General features: G+C 41.1%; 15 protein-coding genes and 1 tRNA gene. 4 read left to right on the forward strand and 12 right to left on the reverse strand.

Annotation, left to right across the window (positions count from 1 at the left end):
• Window positions 1-240 precede the first annotated feature (240 nt).
• The 10 genes from HXT58_RS03360 to HXT58_RS03405 form a co-directional block, all read right to left on the reverse strand.
• Window positions 241-1,791, reverse strand: a complete 1,551-nt coding sequence (locus HXT58_RS03360; protein WP_257958239.1) for an alpha-amylase — start codon at window positions 1,789-1,791, stop codon at window positions 241-243.
• 224 nt (window positions 1,792-2,015) lie between these two features.
• Window positions 2,016-2,089 (reverse strand) — tRNA-Leu (locus HXT58_RS03365).
• A 232-nt stretch (window positions 2,090-2,321) separates the two neighbouring features.
• Entirely contained in the window at window positions 2,322-3,761 is a 1,440-nt protein-coding gene (pyk, locus tag HXT58_RS03370; RefSeq protein WP_004107046.1) for a pyruvate kinase, read from the reverse strand.
• 399 nt (window positions 3,762-4,160) lie between these two features.
• Complete coding sequence (locus tag HXT58_RS03375) at window positions 4,161-4,424, reverse strand: type II toxin-antitoxin system YafQ family toxin (RefSeq protein WP_219619725.1); 264 nt, start codon at window positions 4,422-4,424, stop codon at window positions 4,161-4,163.
• Between the two features lie 13 nt (window positions 4,425-4,437).
• Window positions 4,438-4,710 (reverse strand): type II toxin-antitoxin system RelB/DinJ family antitoxin, encoded by a 273-nt coding sequence (locus tag HXT58_RS03380; RefSeq protein ID WP_101885994.1) that lies wholly within the window; start codon window positions 4,708-4,710, stop codon window positions 4,438-4,440.
• A gap of 300 nt (window positions 4,711-5,010) precedes the next feature.
• On the reverse strand, window positions 5,011-7,125 hold the full coding sequence (gene uvrB, locus HXT58_RS03385) for an excinuclease ABC subunit UvrB (protein ID WP_101885993.1): 2,115 nt from the start codon (window positions 7,123-7,125) through the stop codon (window positions 5,011-5,013).
• A 6-nt stretch (window positions 7,126-7,131) separates the two neighbouring features.
• The gene (gene coaE / locus HXT58_RS03390) at window positions 7,132-7,842 is read right to left on the reverse strand and encodes a dephospho-CoA kinase (protein ID WP_032835422.1); all 711 of its coding nucleotides are present in this window, start codon (window positions 7,840-7,842) and stop codon (window positions 7,132-7,134) included.
• Window positions 7,843-7,909: 67 nt separating this feature from the next.
• A complete protein-coding gene (locus HXT58_RS03395) occupies window positions 7,910-8,236 on the reverse strand; it encodes a TM2 domain-containing protein (RefSeq protein WP_004119289.1) in 327 nt (108 codons plus the stop codon).
• A gap of 212 nt (window positions 8,237-8,448) precedes the next feature.
• Window positions 8,449-9,951 carry a 30S ribosomal protein S1 gene (rpsA, locus tag HXT58_RS03400; RefSeq protein ID WP_004107061.1) on the reverse strand — a complete coding sequence of 501 codons (1,503 nt, stop codon included), beginning with the start codon at window positions 9,949-9,951 and terminating at the stop codon, window positions 8,449-8,451.
• Between the two features lie 146 nt (window positions 9,952-10,097).
• On the reverse strand, window positions 10,098-10,982 hold the full coding sequence (locus HXT58_RS03405; RefSeq protein ID WP_415705892.1) for a bifunctional methylenetetrahydrofolate dehydrogenase/methenyltetrahydrofolate cyclohydrolase: 885 nt from the start codon (window positions 10,980-10,982) through the stop codon (window positions 10,098-10,100).
• A 122-nt stretch (window positions 10,983-11,104) separates the two neighbouring features.
• Between HXT58_RS03405 and HXT58_RS03410 the strand changes: the two genes are divergently transcribed.
• Window positions 11,105-12,157, forward strand: coding sequence for a metal ABC transporter solute-binding protein, Zn/Mn family (locus tag HXT58_RS03410; RefSeq protein WP_116442672.1), 1,053 nt, complete (start codon window positions 11,105-11,107; stop codon window positions 12,155-12,157).
• Between the two features lie 220 nt (window positions 12,158-12,377).
• Here HXT58_RS03410 and HXT58_RS03415 read toward each other — a convergent pair whose 3' ends face one another.
• A complete protein-coding gene (locus HXT58_RS03415; RefSeq protein WP_180946758.1) occupies window positions 12,378-12,974 on the reverse strand; it encodes a CarD family transcriptional regulator in 597 nt (198 codons plus the stop codon).
• A gap of 134 nt (window positions 12,975-13,108) precedes the next feature.
• On the opposite strand from HXT58_RS03415, the gene glgB reads away from it, so the two are divergent.
• The 3 genes from glgB to HXT58_RS03430 all read left to right on the forward strand — a co-directional run bounded on the left by glgB (window position 13,109) and on the right by HXT58_RS03430 (window position 17,388).
• Window positions 13,109-15,382: a 1,4-alpha-glucan branching protein GlgB gene (glgB, locus tag HXT58_RS03420; protein WP_415705890.1), complete on the forward strand. Its 2,274-nt coding sequence runs from the start codon at window positions 13,109-13,111 to the stop codon at window positions 15,380-15,382.
• A 16-nt stretch (window positions 15,383-15,398) separates the two neighbouring features.
• On the forward strand, window positions 15,399-16,151 hold the full coding sequence (locus HXT58_RS03425) for a response regulator transcription factor (protein ID WP_410294536.1): 753 nt from the start codon (window positions 15,399-15,401) through the stop codon (window positions 16,149-16,151).
• Between the two features lie 61 nt (window positions 16,152-16,212).
• Window positions 16,213-17,388 (forward strand): sensor histidine kinase, encoded by a 1,176-nt coding sequence (locus HXT58_RS03430; RefSeq protein ID WP_004107079.1) that lies wholly within the window; start codon window positions 16,213-16,215, stop codon window positions 17,386-17,388.
• On the opposite strand, the gene HXT58_RS03435 is transcribed toward HXT58_RS03430, so the two are convergent.
• Window positions 17,385-18,278: a ComF family protein gene (locus HXT58_RS03435; RefSeq protein WP_415705887.1), complete on the reverse strand. Its 894-nt coding sequence runs from the start codon at window positions 18,276-18,278 to the stop codon at window positions 17,385-17,387. The genes HXT58_RS03430 and HXT58_RS03435 overlap by 4 nt on opposite strands.
• Window positions 18,279-18,367 lie beyond the last annotated feature (89 nt).

An 18,367-nucleotide genomic window follows, 5' to 3' on the forward strand; every position in this document is an offset into this window, starting at 1 on the left:
CTTTCCTCCATTGGTATCAACACGCTTCTTCCTTGGGCGCATTAATAGCCTCAATGCACAAACGATGGCTAGCACTACTATGTTGCCAGCCATCGTTATAAACGTGCATTATCAGCGGAGAAAATTATAACATCTACATATTGACAATATTGCAATAACTATACAAAAACTGTAATAATGTCAATACAAATTTACTTCCAGATCGTCCTTTACTTCGCAATTTACTTATTAGAACCTGCCTTATTTTTTGCACAGAATCAGAGCTAACTCAATCAATAGCACAGCGAAAACAATTACAATCATCGCCACAGTACTAAACGTGGAAGTACTTCCAAAATGCTCTACAGCCTTAACATGCAAAGCAATAGCAGAATTAGCTGGAATAGTTATCTCTACTTTCCCACCATTTACAGTAACTGTGCTAGAGCATTTACGTGAAGCATATACGTTACAATACTCACCGTCAGGCAAATCAGTTTTATAACTCACATTTTTAGGCTTATCAGTATTGTTAATCGCCAAGAATCCCTTGTTTCCGCGACTAAAAGCAATGTTATTATCGTTGTCATCCTGCCATTGAGTTACTTTCGTGCCCTTAACAGCATTGTAGAATCCAATCATTCCACGAATAGAAGTCCAACGCTGAGTGCACTGCCACTGAGAATTCTTTCCGCACTTTACATCTGGAATGTTCGTATCAGTTGCACCAGGAGCACCGTCATCGCGCTGAGTGAACTTATATCCAGAATAAATATTTGGTGTTCCATACGGATAAGCAAGCATAAAAGCATTAGCTAACTCGTACTTTGCCCCATCCTTATAAGTGAGAACTCGAGTCGAATTGTCACGCTCAGTATCCCAGTTAGTCACAAAAATAGCTGCTTTCTTATTAGGAATAAGCTGATCTGTAATATGAGACAAATTCTCAATTGATCCATAGAAATAATTACGCAAGCGATACGAGTATTCAAACTCATCTACTTCACCTGTACCAACATATTGATCTGGCTGAATTTTAGGATCTTGTTCAGGGAAACCAATTGTTTCTTGCATCCACCAAATATTTTCAGGCTTCATTCCAGCAGCTTTAGCAGCAGCTTCTTTTATGCCTTTCACATCTTCAGGACACATATGTTTTGTGGCATCAACTCTAAAGCCCGCAACACCCATTTTCAGCAATTTTGCAAAATAGTTACCAAGAATTTTTTGTACATGAGACTTAGAAGTATCCAAATCAAGCAAACCAACTAAACGATAATTCCAAACGACTTGCGCATCTTTATATGTGTAAATATCTTTATCTATTTGGTGAAAATCATCTTTTGTGTAATCAGCATCCGGATAGCTTTGATTTGCCGCATCATACTTACTACCGCCAACACCTACAGTATCTTTATTACTATCGCCGGTTGTGTGATTAATTACAGCATCAACAACAATTCCAACACCAGCTGCCTTGCAAGTAGTAATCATATTTTTAAACTCATCTTCAGTGCCAAGCTTTGAATTTAGATTGTAACTAACTGGCTGGTAAGAAGTCCACCACTGCTTACCTTTAATATGATCCTGCGGCGGCGAAACCTGTACATAACTCACACCCTCAGGACCATAAGTTCGCTTACACTCTTTTGCAATACTTTTCCAATTTTGCTGAAAAGCAGTAACAATCACACCTTTTGACGGAAGACCATCTGTTGATTTAGTTGAAGCAAATGCCGAAGAGTTTGGAACAATAGCAAAAATACACATTAATACTGTTGCTACAGCAGCAATTGCAGCAAAAGAGCGCATTACATTGCGCTTGTAATTATTGATTAATTCGCAAGCATAATTACTTCTTTTACGCTCACTTACTTGCAATCGTGCACTGTGGATCATCGTTGTTCCTTTCACATCACGTACAGCACTTTCATTGTGCGAGAATACTTTTATGATTATACGCTTATTGTTTATGTACGAGACATTAAAATACAAAATAAAAACGTCGCCTAGCAAGCTAAGCGACGTCGTGCACGTGCCCCCGGTGAGACTCGAACTCACACTGCACAGATTTTGAGGCTGTTTCCTCTACCAATTGGGATACAGGGGCATTTTTAATTTTCCGCATTTTCTTGCGACTTGTTGACTATAGCACACTTTAAGCCACATGCAAATAGTTAAAGCGTTTTGCGCGTGTCGCAAATCAACAATATTGATCATACATAACATAATGCGCGCAAACTGCAAAACAGCTAGCGCGCATTATGCAAACTATACTACTGCGCAAATGCACTTAAACTAGAAGAACTAGCGTATTAGTACAAGAACGCAGAATCAAGCAATTAGTCGCAAGCACCGACGGTGTGAACGTAGATGGAGTCAGTGCGACCAGCCTGGCGTTCACCCTGAGCAGTGCTCAAGATAACAATCTGATCACCATCGGAAACCTTACCGGCTTCACGAAGAACCTTGTCAGTGAAGATCATCAAATCGTGACGATTCATGTCATGGTAATCTTCATCAATCAAGAAGCCTTCAGTACCCCAGCTCAAAGCCAACCAACGATAAGTGTGCTCATTGTTAGTCAAGCCGTAGATTGGAGCAGTTGGGCGTTCGCGAGAAATGCGATGAACTGTGCGACCAGTCTGAGTGTAGGCAACAATAGCCTTAGCATTAAGCTTATCTGCCAAATCAACAGCTGCAGAAGAAACTGCACCGGTGCTAGACATGTCAAGCTCAACAGCAGGAATGCGATCATAGCCGTGCTCAGTAGCATACTGAGAAATACGAGACATAGTCTTAACGGTAACATCTGGATACTTGCCAACAGCAGTTTCGTTAGAAGTCATTGTTGCGTCAGCACCGTCGAGAACAGCGTTAGCACAGTCAGAAGCTTCTGCACGGGTTGGAACTGGAGAGTTAACCATTGTGCCAAGAACTTCAGTAGCAACGATAACTGGCTTTGCATAGCGACGAGAAAGCTCAATGCAGCGCTTGGTGACAAGTGGAACCTCTTCGAGAGGCATTTCCACAGCCATATCACCACGTGCAACCATAATGCCATCGAAGGTCTTAACAATCTCTTCCAAGTTTTCAACAGCCTGTGGCTTTTCAATCTTGGCGACGATTGGAATGCGACGACCTTCTTCGTCCATGATTTCGTGAGCGCGATCAATATCGGTAGCGAAACGCACGAAGGACATAGCAATAATGTCAGCACCAGTGCGAATAGCCCAACGAAGATCAGCCTCATCCTTTTCAGTCAAAGCTGGGAGGGAAACTGCAACGCCTGGGAGGTTAATGCCCTTGTGGCTGGAAACTGGACCAGCAACAATAACCTTAGTGTGAACGTCGTTGCCTTCTACCTTAGTTACCTCAAGGCGAACCTTACCATCATCGATAAGAATTGGGTCGCCTGCGTGGCAATCTCCTGGCAAGCCCTTAAAGGTTGTAGAAGTGCGGTGCTCGTCACCTTCAACATCATCAGTAGTGATGATGAACTCCTGACCTTCTTCCAAATAAACCTTATCTTCGCCTTCAGCGTTCTTCTTGAACCATCCACAGCGAATCTTTGGACCTTGCAAATCAACAAGAGCAGCAACATTGCGGCCAGTGGACTTGGAAGCTGCACGAACGTTGTTGTAAACGCGCAAATGATCTTCAGGAGTGCCGTGAGAACGGTTCAAACGAGCAACATCCATACCAGCTTCAACAAGCTTGGTAATACCTTCCAAGGATTCGGTAGCTGGACCAATAGTATCAACGATTTTGGCTTTACGCATAATGCCTACCTATTTTCTATTTCTGTTTATTTTTTTATGAGCGATTTAATGATAAAACCATAAAACGCCCAATTCCGCTTTCTAGTGTATCAACGTATTGTGACCGCTTATTGTATTTATTCGGCGTTTTGTGAACGCTCACAAAAAATACTCAAGGAATACCTATTTACTACGATTAAACACGACTAGATACGCTCTCTTATTAATCGCGTTTAGCTTGCGATTAGCCTCGATTAGCGCACTATATAGCTAACACTAGCTAGCGCAAATGCCTAGCATGCTTACGATTTACACCAGCCAGACTACTTTGCAACCTGCTTATTCTGCACAAGCTCAGCCTAAAGCAGCCACACACTAAACCTTTTATCAACAAAAGCTGTAGATTTAAAATGTGTTATTTTATTCCTTAAATAATTCTGAATGCGTACCAAGCCTGTATAACATCAAAACAAGAATTTCATTTTTAATTTCATAAACTAAAAGCCAATCGGGTTCAATATGACATTCTCTTGTTCCGCTATATTTTCCAGTCAGACCGTGATCACAATATTTAGCTTCTAGTACACCACCGTTAGCTAAAACATCAATTACTTTTAAAAGATTATCCGTATTTTTATTTTGCTTCTTAGCTAATTTAAGGTTTTTTTGAATTGATTCGTGAATTTTACTTCATATTTCATAAATCAAGAGCCACCTTAAGATCTCCCATATTCCGATAACCCTTTACACTAGGATCAGACACAATCCGTCTACCTTCCTCAATAGCAGCAATCGTTGTATCATTTGGAACCTCTAATTTAAGAGAAAATGGAATCCCGTTCTCACGAATAGTTGTTCGCAAAAATATGTTAATCGCTGTTGTCATATTGAGCCCGAGTTCTGAAAAAATCTTATCAGCTTGTTCTTTAATTCCCTTATCTGTTCTAATATTTAAATTCGTAGTAGTCATATACGACACCTCCATCTTCTTTTACTATACGCAAACATTCGTTTACATTCAACATATTGTCATTGCATTGTATATAACTTAAACTAACTAAAGTAATCCAATAATCTTTAATTCACATGATTGAATAAATTAAACTCTCTTACTAATTAAGTAGTTTTAAGCCCAAAATTACAGCATGTTAGAAAAATCAATAAATATTTTGACATACGCGTCAAATATTTTCAGTAGATAAAAGTAATCAATTGCACGAACATTTTTGATTTGCAACGCTCATCAATTTGCAATGCTCATTTATTAGCATCACCTATTAGCCGCATCCAATTGACGCAATTCTTTCTTTAGATCGCGTATTTCGTCGCGCAAACGAGCAGCCAACTCAAACTGCAACTGCTCTGCAGCAACATGCATTTGCTCGCTCAAATTTTTAATCAGCGACATAATATCGTCTTGCGGAAGCTCAGAAATATTCGCCATACGCTTTTCCTTGCTTTGCTGCCCAAGATTTGGCTCTTTTGGCACGCCATAATGCGAGTTCCCAGCCTTGTTAGCATTTCTGTAACCGCCTGCTAGCAAAGTTTGCGTATCAACATCCTCTTTAGCGAGCATGTCGTTAACATCGCTAATCTTCTTTCGCAAAGGCTTAGGATCAATTCCATGAGCCTTGTTATATGCGATTTGCTTTTCACGGCGGCGCTCTGTCTCGCTAATCGCCTTACTCATAGCATCCGTAACAGTATCCGCATACATAAGAACAGTCCCAGAAACGTTACGAGCAGCACGACCAATCGTCTGAATAAGCGAACGGTAGGATCTTAAGAAGCCTTCCTTATCTGCATCCAAAATCGCGACAAGCGAGACTTCCGGCAAATCCAAACCCTCACGAAGCAAATTAATGCCAACAATCACATCAATTTTGCCTTCGCGAAGCTCGCGCAAAAGCTCCACTCTGCGCAAAGTATCAACATCAGAATGCAAGTACTCAACTTTAATACCAAGCTCCAAAAAGTAATCAGTTAAGTCTTCCGCCATTTTCTTTGTAAGCGTAGTAACAAGCACGCGCTCATCTTTTGCTACTCGCTCCTTGATTTCCGCAAGCAAATCGTCAACCTGGCCTTCAACAGGGCGAACCTCAATCTTAGGATCAAGCAACCCAGTTGGGCGAATAATTTGCTCAACTACGCCATCTGAAAGCCCCAGCTCATAATCTCCAGGCGTTGCAGAAAGATACACAGTTTGACCAATGTGCTCCAAAAATTCTTTCCACTTTAACGGGCGGTTATCCATTGCAGAAGGAAGCCTAAAACCATGCTCCACAAGCGTTCTTTTGCGCGAAGCATCACCTTCATACATAGCTCCAATTTGCGGCACTGTTACATGCGACTCGTCTAAAACTAGCAAAAAGTCATCTGGGAAAAAGTCAAGCAAAGTATGCGGAGGTGTGCCTGCATCGCGTCCGTCAAAATGCCTAGAATAATTTTCCACTCCTGGGCACACACCAACCTGACGCAGCATCTCCAAATCGTACGTAGTTCGCATTTCCAAACGCTGAGCTTCCAGCAATTTATTCTGCTTTTTAAGCTGCGCTACTCTATCGTCACGCTCTTTTTCAATCGCCTCTAACGCGCGTTCCATGCGCTCCGGTCCTGCAATGTAGTGAGATGCTGGGAAAATATGAACACTACTCTCCTGGCGAATTACTTCTCCTGTAAGAGGATGTAACATGGTAATTCTGTCGATTTCGTCACCAAAGAACTCAATTCGCACAGCTAATTCTTCGTACACTGGAATAATCTCAACTGTGTCACCGCGCACTCTAAAAGTTCCGCGCGTAAAGGCAATGTCATTGCGTTTGTATTGCATACTCACAAATTGACGCAATAAATCATCTCTCTCAAGTTGCTCGCCAACGCTTAGCATAAGCATTCGCTCGGCATACTCCTCTGGAGTACCGAGTCCATAAATGCAAGAAACAGTAGCCACAACAACGCAATCGCGTCTAGTAAGCAAATTCGCTGTAGCAGCATGACGAAGCCGCTCAACATCGTCGTTAATATTCGAATCTTTTTCAATATACGTGTCTGTTTGCGGAATATACGCTTCCGGCTGATAGTAATCGTAATAAGACACAAAATAGCTCACGGCATTATCTGGCATAAGCTCGCGAAATTCCGCGCAAAGCTGAGCTGCCAAAGTTTTATTCGGCTCAATAATAAGTGTCGGTCGTTGCAAACGCTCAATAAGCCAAGCGGTTGTAGCAGTTTTACCAGTTCCAGTAGCACCCATTAAAACAACGTCGTTTTCTCCGTTTTCAATGCGATTCGCTAACTCTTCGATTGCTTGCGGCTGGTCACCCGAAGGCGCATACGGCGCTTTTACTACAAAAGGCTTGTTTGTGCGCTGAATTTTATTCGACATAATCTTTTACTTCCCCAGTTTCGCAATTTCAGCACTTTTATTGTTTATTTCGCGCAACCATGATTTCAACGTATCGTCAACACTGTTAAGCATAGATTCCATTGGTTTAGTGGAATCAACTACAAAATCCGCCATATCTTTTCGAACTTTACTTGGAAGTTGACTATTTATGCGCGCTAAAGCCTGACTCTCAGTCATGTTCCGCTCGCTTATCATTCGCTTAACGCGAATTTCTTGAGGCGCTTCAACAGTAATAATATGATCAAAACTAAATGGAATGCTGTCGATTACTTGCGCAAGAAGTGGAATGTCATGCACAATAACCGAGCTTACGCTGCTTACCTCATTGCGATTTTCTTTAGCATTGCAATTTTCCTTAGAAATTTTACTAATATACTCGCTTTCTAAAAGCTTTGCGCAATCATAAATAGCAGGATGAATTATAGACTCAATCTTACTTAATGCTTGCTTACGTTCATAGCCATCTCCAAAAATATGCTCTGCAATAAACGCACGATTTAAAGAACCATCATTCTTAACAGCATTTTCCCCAAAAATACCTACTATTTGTTGCAATACTGCGCTTCCCGGTTCCACTACTTTACGCGCTAAAACATCGTAATCAATAACAAACGCACCAAGCAAACGCAAATGGTTTACTACAGTAGATTTTCCGGCTGCAATTCCGCCTGTTACCGCAATCCGCATTATTGTCATATATAAATTATAAGTAATGCCCCAGTAAATAATTACCAGGGCATTGTTATTAAAAGAAAACAAATGGTTAATCTTGTAATTCTGCACCATCAGCATCTTTATGCCACTTAGTCCCAGGCTTTGAGCAAAGAATGCAAATTCCTTCAACACATGACCATATAATCGAAATACCTGCAAGCAAACCAATAGAAAGAACAGAAATCAACAATTGGGCAATAGCCTTGCCTTTAAAACCAAGGTAGAAATTGTGAATCCCTAAACCACCTACAAAAATCGCTAAAAGACCGGCAGCAAGCTTATGTCGAGAACTTACTAAAGTAGCATTATTCGCTGAATTATTCCCATCGTATGAAGGGAACTGAGCATTCTTCTGATTGTTATCAAATGTACTCATAATTTTCACCAATCCTTTTAATAACTTAATTAATGCTTTAACAAAATCATATAATCGTGCTTCTTAAAAGAAAATTTGTTGTACTCACATTTAATTACAGAATATAAATTATAAAATCAGAGTATTTAGAGCACATTGTGATAATCGCAATGAACAAAATGCCCTGATGATTACTCACCAGGGCATTTCGTTCATACGCTTTTAGTAGAAAACTACTTCTTTTCGCTTAAAAGCTGTTCGCGCAAAGCTGCGAGCTGATCAGAATCAGCTAAAGCACCTTCACTAGTTGTTTCAGAAGAATAGTTGGAAGCAACTTCTTCCTTCTTTTCTTCCTTAGCTGGCTTCTTTTCAGCTTCTTCTTGCTGACCGTCAGCAGCAGCAGATTCTGCTGCAGCTGCAAGTTCCTTAGCAGCGAAAGCCTTGTGCTCTTCCCAAAGCTCGTGAGCTGCAGCATACTGAGCTTCCCACTCTTCGCGCTGCTGCTCGTAACCAGCCATCCACTCGTTAGTGTTTGGATCGAAGCCTTCTGGGTACTTGTAGTTGCCTTCAGCATCGTACTCAGCTGGCATACCGTAAAGAGCTGGATCGAAATCTTCAGAATTTGGATCAACAGCCTCATTAGCCTGCTTCAAGGAGAGGGAAATACGACGGCGATCAAGATCAACATCAATAACCTTGACGAATACGTCTTCATTTGCCTTAACAACAGTTTCTGGATTCTCTACGTGACGGTTTGCAAGCTCAGAAATGTGAACCAAGCCCTCAATGCCATCTTCAACGGAGATAAACACGCCGAACTGAACGATCTTGGTGACCTTACCCTTAACAACCTGTCCAGGAACATGAGTGCGAGCGAAGCGCTGCCATGGATCTTCCTGAGTTGCCTTAAGGGAAAGGGAAATACGTTCGCGATCGAGATCAACGTCGAGAACCTCAACGGTAACCTTATCGCCAACCTTAACAACCTCAGATGGGTGATCGATATGCTTCCAAGAAAGCTCAGAAACGTGAATGAGACCGTCAACACCGCCGAGATCAACGAATGCACCGAAGTTTACGATAGAAGACACAACGCCTTCACGAATCTGACCCTTCTTAAGCTGCGAGAGGAAGGTCTCACGAACTTCAGACTGAGTTTCCTCGAGGAACTGACGACGAGAAAGCACAACATTGTTGCGGTTCTTATCGAGCTCAAGAATCTTAGCCTTAATCTTCTGACCAATGTATGGAGAAAGATCGCGAACGCGACGCATTTCAACCAAGGATGCTGGTAAGAAGCCACGCAAACCGATATCTACGATCAAGCCGCCCTTAACAGCCTCAATAACGGTACCTTCAACGATGCCGTCTGCATCCTTAATCTTCTCGATGTCACCCCAAGCACGCTCATACTGTGCACGCTTCTTGGAGAGAATAAGACGTCCTTCCTTGTCTTCCTTAGTGACAACAAGGGCTTCAATGGTGTCGCCAACCTCGACAACATCATCTGGATCAACGTCTTTTTTGATGGAAAGTTCACGGGAAGGAATTACACCTTCAGTCTTGTAGCCGATGTCCAGCAATACTTCGTCGTGATCAATCTTTACGACGGTACCTTCAACTAAATCACCATCATCAAAATTCTTGATGGTTGAATCGACTGCCTTGATGAAGTCTTCTTCGGTGCCAATATCATTAATCGCAACCTTGGCGACTTCGTTATTATTCTCTGCCATTAGTTATTAGTGGTTTCTTCTTGGGGTGGATATTACTCGATATTTAATTATGTATTTACGTTACGCATGTATGCCATGCACACGCTTTGTCGATTTTATATACAGGCATAGCCAAAATTTACGTTTTACTTCGGGCGTGTCGCATTTTATTTGCAATTAAGTGCTCGCTCAGCCATATCTACAACATTCGCCAGCAACATAGCTCGAGTCATCGGACCTATTCCACCAGGATTCGGAGAATACGCTCCAGCAATTTCGCGACAAGCTGAATCAACATCACCTTTTACGCGGTATCTACCAGCTTCTTCATCAAAAACACGAGATACGCCTACATCAACAAGAACAGCACCAGGTTTAATATCTTCTGGCTTAACAAAACCAGCACAACCCATTGCGGCAATTATTACATCAGAACGACGCATAATCTCCTGCACATTCCGAGTATGTGTATGGCACAACGTAACAGTTGCATCTACTCCCCTGCGGGTTAAAAGAAGACCAATAGTACGTCCAACCGTAATGCCACGACCAAGCACACAAACTTCCTTACCAGAAAGTTCAATACCGTACTCATCAAGCAAAGCTAAAATTCCACGCGGCGTGCACGGCAAAGGTGTTGTAATATTACCGGAAATATGCGTAACAAGTTCACCCAAATTATACGGATGCATTCCATCACAATCTTTTGCAGGATTAATAGAAGAAATAACTTTTTGAACATCAATTCCTTTTGGCAATGGCAGTTGCACAATAAATCCAGTACAAAGAGGGTCATTATTTAATTTCTGTAAAGCAGCAAGAATCTCATCTTCACTAGCATCTTCTGGCAGATCGCAACGAATAGAATTAATCCCCACTTCTTCGCAATCACGATGCTTACCAGCAACATATTTCAACGAACCAGGATCACTACCTACAAGCAACGTACCCAAACCTGGATTAATGCCTTTTTTATGTAAAATAGCAACGCGCGCTGCCAAATCTTTTTTAATTTTACTAGCTAAAGCTTTACCATCTAACACAATAGCCATAAAAAATTTCCTCCCAACTCGCACAATTCGTAAGGATAGGCTATCGTGAAGTATAGAAGATATGGGTCGACTAACAATTTTGCGTGCGCCGACGCACCATTATCACGGGAGGAGTCACAGTGATGCGTACCGTTCTTTGTGCAGTAAAGAAGTTTGGAAAAACTGCCATAACATGCCTTATTGCTTCTGCAGTAATACTTGGATTTGCAGCTTGTGGAAAAACTGAGGAAAAACCAAAAGAAAAACCAAAAGCTGCAACAAATATTTCTGTTGTATCCACTGTTGACACCTGGGGTAGCTTAGCTCAAGAGATCGGTGGCTCTGACGTCAAAGTTGAATCAGTTATGACTGGCTCAGATACAGACATATCGTCGTTTAAACCTAGCTCAAAAGATTTAAAAAATATGCAGAATGCACAAGTATTAGTTACAAATGGTGCAGGCTACGATGATTGGGCAAACAAAGTACACCCAGCTAAAGCTGAAGTGCTTAGTGCAGCAGGTACTGTAGGAGCACTTAACGGAGACAATCCATATCTTTGGTTTTCTCACGATGCTAGGGACGCAATGGCATCTGCCATGGCTGACACCTTCTCCAAAGTTTTGCCATCAAAAAAACAAGCTTTTTCTAAGCGACTAGCACAATGGCAGGAAAAGGAAAAGAAATTAACCACCTACTTAAGTGATTTCTCTAAAGAAAATGGTAATGCAAAGTATGCTTCTACATCTCCTATTCTTTTCTGGCTAATGTCTGATGCCAATTTGAAAGATAGCTCACCTAAAGAATATGCTGACGCACTAAATAACAATAATGAACCAGAACATTCAAGCGTTGAGGAGTTTCAGAAGCTTATTGAAGGTCGCAAAATCGATGTGTTGATTAGCGATAGCCAACAAGGAAACGATGTTCTAAATTTGCTAAACGGAATCGCAGGACGCAGCTATACGTCCACAGTGCGAGTAAGCGAACTTATGCCAAAATACGCAGATCAGCTTGATAAATGGATTATGAAGATTTGTGACGACCTACATAATGCTGTAAAAGCAACAAAGGATATGCGTAAAGACATTGATGACAAAGAGCCTCAAAAAAAGCCAATCACTGAGAAGCCACACATAGCAAAGAATACCGATCCTAAAAATTCTAACCAAGGTCAACAAGATCCAGGTAAGTAAATTTAGGTGAATAATCTATTAACATAAAAAATCCTTGCATTTTGTAAATGCAAGGATTTTTTATTATCTGTTTTAAGCAAGAACAAAAGCAAAACATACAATAAATACGTAATAAGCAAATATATAAGCAAAAGCCCTTCTAACTCGCCGATATACCAACGTCTAGAAGGGCTTAAAATAATATGAACAATTAATATCTATTTATTTTGCATAACGCAAATCACTTTTTCTTAGATTTCTTATTACGCTCTTCTAACAGCGCTAAAGTTCGCGATGCAGGCTCTTCTGGAGCTACAGTATGGTGATTTTCATCGCCTTTTTGAGGCTCCTTGTATCCAAGATTCACATCTAAAAGTCGCTCCGCCTCAATCTCATCAATCTTTTCAGACAAAGCAATTTCGGAAATTAAAATACTGCGAGCGCGAGCAAGCATTCGCTTTTCTCCTGCAGACAAACCATGCTCATCAACATCTCGCTGAGATAAATCACGAACTACTTCAGCAATATTGTTAACATCGCCAGTAGCAATCTTCTCTACATTAAGCTTGTAGCGTCTAGACCAATTCATTTCTTTTTCAACTATTGGAGTACGCAAAATCTCAAAAACTTTTGCAACTTCTTGCGCTCCAACAATGTCTCGCACGCCAACTTTTTTAACATTATCGACAGGTACGTTAATTTCTAAACCATCAGATGATAACACTACCAATCGTAAATATTGACGAGTTACACCTTTTACGGTGCGCTCACTAATTTCTTCAACACGAGCCGCACCATGACGAGGATAGACGACCATATCGCCGACTTGATATTCCACAGAACCCTCCGTATGCACAGAAAAACTCATAACAGTTTCCCATAAGGTCACGACTTGAAAAAATTTTCATATTTTTTTCACAATAGCGCGAAACACACGCGACTTACAGCAATAAAGCATGTATGATAGTCAGCATGAGTACAGTTACTAACATCAATGAAGATGCAGTCGCAGTCCCAGTCCGACAGGACGTATTAGCTGCGGTGAGCAATGCAGAATATTACAATCCACATGAGGTTCTCGGAGGTCACCTTGGAACTGGCAAAGGTGCCGACACTGTAACCGTCCGCGTATTGCGCCCTATGGCAAAGAGAGTTGTTATTCTTACTAAGAACGGTGAATACGAAGCTAAACACGAATATAACGGCATCTTTACAGCTGTTATTCCTGCAGTAAAGCACACAAAAACAAAGTCTTGGTCTGTTCCTAGTTATCGCGTTTACACTGTGGAAATAGACGGTTCTGAATCCACAGATGACGATCCTTATCGTTATTTGCCTCAAGTTGGCGAACTTGACATGTACTTATTTGGAGAAGGTCGTCATGAACGTCTTTGGGAAGCATTAGGCGCACATGTCAAAACAATAACAGATTCATGGGGGCTTATATCTCCTGAAACTGGAAAGATGGTAAAGAAAGTTACTGGTACTGCTTTCTCAGTGTGGGCACCAAATGCTCGTGCAGTACGCGTAGTTGGTAACTTTAATTACTGGAATGGTCGTCGCCACGCTATGCGCTCGCTCGGCTCTTCTGGCATTTGGGAACTTTTTATTCCAGGAGTTACAGCGGGCGAAGTATATAAATACGAAATTCTTACGCAATCTGGTAATTGGATTATGAAAGCCGATCCGATGGAGCGCTCTCATGAAGTTCCACCAAACACAGGATCTGTTGTTGTTGATTCTGAGTTTAAGTGGCACGATACCGATTGGATGAATAAGCGCGCAAAAACAGACGCTCACAACGGTCCAATAAGCATTTACGAAGTGCAAGCTAACAGCTGGAATCGCGATCTGGGTAATTATCGCGAACTTGCTGATCATTTAGTTGATTATGTGCAAAGAGAAGGCTTTACTCACGTCGAATTTATGCCGTTGACACAATATCCATTCTCTGGATCTTGGGGATATCAGGTAACAGGTTATTATGCAGTCGATTCTCGCCTTGGCTCCCCTGATGACTTTAAGTACTTGATAGATAAACTCCATAAAGCAGGTATTGGCGTCATTATGGATTGGGTTCCAGCTCACTTCCCTAAGGATGACTTTGCACTCGGTCGTTTTGATGGCACAGCATTATATGAGGATCCTGATCCTATGCGAGGCGAGCATCCTGATTGGGGTACTTACATCTTCAACTTTGGTCGTCATGAAGTTCGTAACTTCTTGGTTGCTAATGCTTGCTTCTGGCTTGATGAATACCATGTTGACGCGTTGCGCGTTGATGCAGTATCCTCAATGCTTTACTTGGATTACAGCCGTGAAGCAGGACAGTGGAGACCAAACATCTACGGCGGACGCGAAAATCTTGAAGCAATTGACTTCATTAAAGAAGCAAACGCAACTGCATACAAGAATAATCCTGGCATCATGATGATTGCTGAGGAATCTACTGCTTATCAAGGCGTGACTGCACCGACCGATATGGGTGGCTTAGGATTCGGCTTGAAGTGGAATATGGGCTGGATGCACGACACTTTGCAATATCTTAAAGAGGAACCAATTAATCGTCGTTGGCATCATAACGAAATTACATTCTCAATGGTTTATGCATACTCTGAGCATTATGTGTTGCCATTAAGCCACGATGAAGTTGTGTACGGTAAGGGTTCGTTACTTGGAAAGATGCCAGGAGACGAATGGCAACAGTTCGCAGGATTGCGAGCATTGCTTGCATACCAGTGGTCTCATCCAGGCAAGAACCTTCTGTTCATGGGTGGAGAAATCGGACAGTCCAGCGAATGGAATTTCAATACTTCGCTTAACTGGAATGAGCTGCAATGGCCGTTCCATCAAGGTGTGCAAAAGCTTGTTGCAGATTTGAATACTCTATATAAGAACTCTCGTGCATTCTGGAGTCAAGACTTTACTCCTGATGGTTTCCAGTGGCTTACAAGCGACGATTCCGATCACAATACTTTAAGCTACATGCGTATTGGCGACGACGGAGAAGAAATCGTTGTAGTAGTAAACTTCTCAGGTCAAGCTTGGCAAGACTATCAGGTTGCGTTACCAAAAGGTGGACAGTGGGAAGAGATACTCACAACTGATGATGCAAAGTATTGCGGATCTAATATTCACAACGGCACATTCACTGCTGCTGCTGAAGAGTACCATTCTCGACCATACTCTGCAAGAATCACTGTTCCAGCGTTAGGTGCGGTGTTCTTGAAGCCAGTACAACACTGAAAGGTCTTTTTAAAATATGCTAAACGCTCCATCAGCTAGCGTAAATGCTCGTACGATTCTCGTTGTTGAGGATGAGCCAGATCTTGCTACAGCAATTGCACAACGCATTACTGCACAAGGCTGGAGAGCAAGAGTCGCTGCAGATGGAGCGTCTGCTGTTAGAGCTGCAGAACAACTAAAACCTGATCTCATAATTATGGATATTATGCTTCCTATTATGGATGGGATTGAAGCAACTCGACGAATTATCTCCAAAATGCCTGTCCCTATCCTCATGTTAACAGCACGCGACGCAGAAGCCGATAAAATTGTTGGCTTAAGCGCAGGCGCAGATGATTACATGACTAAACCATTTTCGCCACGTGAGTTAATTGCTCGTTGCGCAGCATTGCTGAGACGCGTAGAACGCGCATCGCAAATAGCAAAGACAATGGAACATGAACGCACAATTAATTTTGGGTCACTTATTATTAGACCTCGTCAAAGACTTGTAACTTTAAACGACAAAGAGGTACATTTTACACCAACTGAGTTTGACTTACTCGCTACTCTAGCTCGTCATCCTCATACCGTATTTAAGCGTGAAGAGTTACTTGAAGAGGTGTGGGATTGGCCAGATGCCTCTGGAACTCGCACAGTGGACTCGCACATTAAGTCTTTAAGGCATAAAATTGGATCGGAATGGATTCGTACTGTACACGGAATAGGATACGCATTCGAGCCACCTATTAGTGATTACGACAAAGTTCTGCAATCACAAGTTTCATAAATAGTTATAACTTTCATAAATAGTAAATAGTTACAACACTTTAGCTTCGGAAAATTCGTAAATGGTATTAAAAAATAAAATAGATACTGCTAATTCTGAACAATATAAAAATACTAAACAACGTAATTTATTAAATAAAAACTCAAATCCTCAACTTAGAAATAAGTCAAAAACTCGATTTACGAATTCTTCTATAAAGCATAATTATCCAAATAGACCTGTCGGATTTTTTTCATCTCTAAAAATTGAACTTTCGGCAATTATTGTTTTTGCAACAGCAATTGCTTTTGTAATGGCATGGTTTTTACTTAAAACTGGTCTAAATGGCTGGATTGCAATGCCATTAACGCTTATTGTTGCTCTAGGAATTACATACATTTTTTCTAGAGGACTTACAGCACCACTTCGTCAAATGAAAAATGCTGCAGAAGCCATGGCTGACGGCGACTACTCTGTACGAGTTGCTGTAGAAAATCGTCGTGACGAAGTAGGTAAATTAACTCTTGCATTTAATGAAATGGCAGAAGAACTTGAACATGCAGATCAGATGCGTAGAGAGCTTATAGCAAACGTAAGCCACGAATTACGCACTCCTGTTTCTGCTTTACAAGCAATGCTTGAAAATCTTGCAGATGGAGTTGTTGATCCTACTCCATCTAATATGGAAGCTATATTAAACCAAACTCATAGACTTGCTGATCTTATTACTTTCCTTCTTGATTTATCTAGAGTTGAAGCAGGTGCGGAAAGCCTTAATATAACTTCATTTAATTTCACAGACTTTATTGACGAAATTATTGAGCCATTAGAGATAGCTGATTCAGGCCATAATCATAATATTGAAGTTCAAATTAATGATGAGATTGAATTAACAGGAGATCAAGCTCGCCTTTCGCAACTTTTTACTAATATTATTTCCAACGCTCTAAAACATTCAGATGATGGAACTCGTGTCCTTATAAGTGCTCATATTAATCACAACCAAAACTCTGTAATATGTAATGTTGTGAATTTTGGAGAACAAATTCCTCAAGAAGATCGCGCCGATATTTTCAGAAGATTTGTTAAAGGAAATCAGCGAATTGGCACAGAATCAGGAGGAACAGGATTAGGATTGTCAATTGCTCGTTGGGCTGCACAGTTGCACCATGGAACTGTAAAAGTAGTAGACGATAAGCGTGGTCCAAACTTTGAGATTACGCTTCCGCTAAACTATAGCAATACAATAGTAAACTAACATTCGTAATCTGCTGTACGATCATCTTTATTGCATACACACGCTAAAGAAAAGCATGCCAAAACAGTAATTCCACTACTCTGTAGAGTTGAAACGCAGCTATTCATAGTTGAGCCAGTAGTTACAATATCATCCAATACAATAGCTTTGTACTCGCGTTGATTTTCAGACTTTTGCTTTCTCAATTCTTTGAAATCGATGCTAAACGCTTTAGAAATTCTGTTAGACCTTCCACGAAAACCGGAAGTTTGCACTGATTTCGCAGTAATTCTAGCATTCATACTTACAATATCTAAAACGTATGCTCTAATGCCACTATTACACAATCGTTTAGCAACACAATTTGCAACAGGCAACATATGTTTACGCCCGCGATGTCTTGATGAATACTTAGATGACGGAACTGGTATAACAAATATAGGATTTTCACTTATATAACAAGAATGCGAGCGCAAAAATTTAGATATAACTTCTACTACTAAATCGCCAATAAGTTCGCCAAATATTTTGTCACATGCAATATCGAAATGATCCTTCCATAACAATATTGCGCGACGAACAACCGTAGAATACGAACCGCAAGCGTAGCGATATCCACATAGTGTTCTGGTAAATGGTACACGTTTCCAGCATTGCAACGCTTTCTTGCAGTTGTCACACAATATATAGTCTGGAGTATCACAGCCTGCACATGCGCGAGGCAAAAATAAATTAAATAAAGCAATCGCTACATTCTTCCAAGTAGCAAAACGCCAATTTACAGAATCAACATCCTTGTTTTCACATACACCACAAGGTACAGATGCGTGACATGCTAATCCCCCATGAGATGTCACGCTTCTATACTTCTTTTTGTTTTGGTGGTTTATAACCTTGCGTCTCCCAACCATAATGACAGCATATGCGATCGCTTATTAACTATGCAAATAAAAAATGTTATTGTGGATAAAAGGTATTTTAAAATGAAAAATTAATAAAA

Source organism: Gardnerella sp. KA01000 (assembly GCF_049244035.1).
In the GTDB taxonomy this organism is placed as follows: Bacteria; Actinomycetota; Actinomycetes; order Actinomycetales; family Bifidobacteriaceae; genus Bifidobacterium; species Bifidobacterium leopoldii.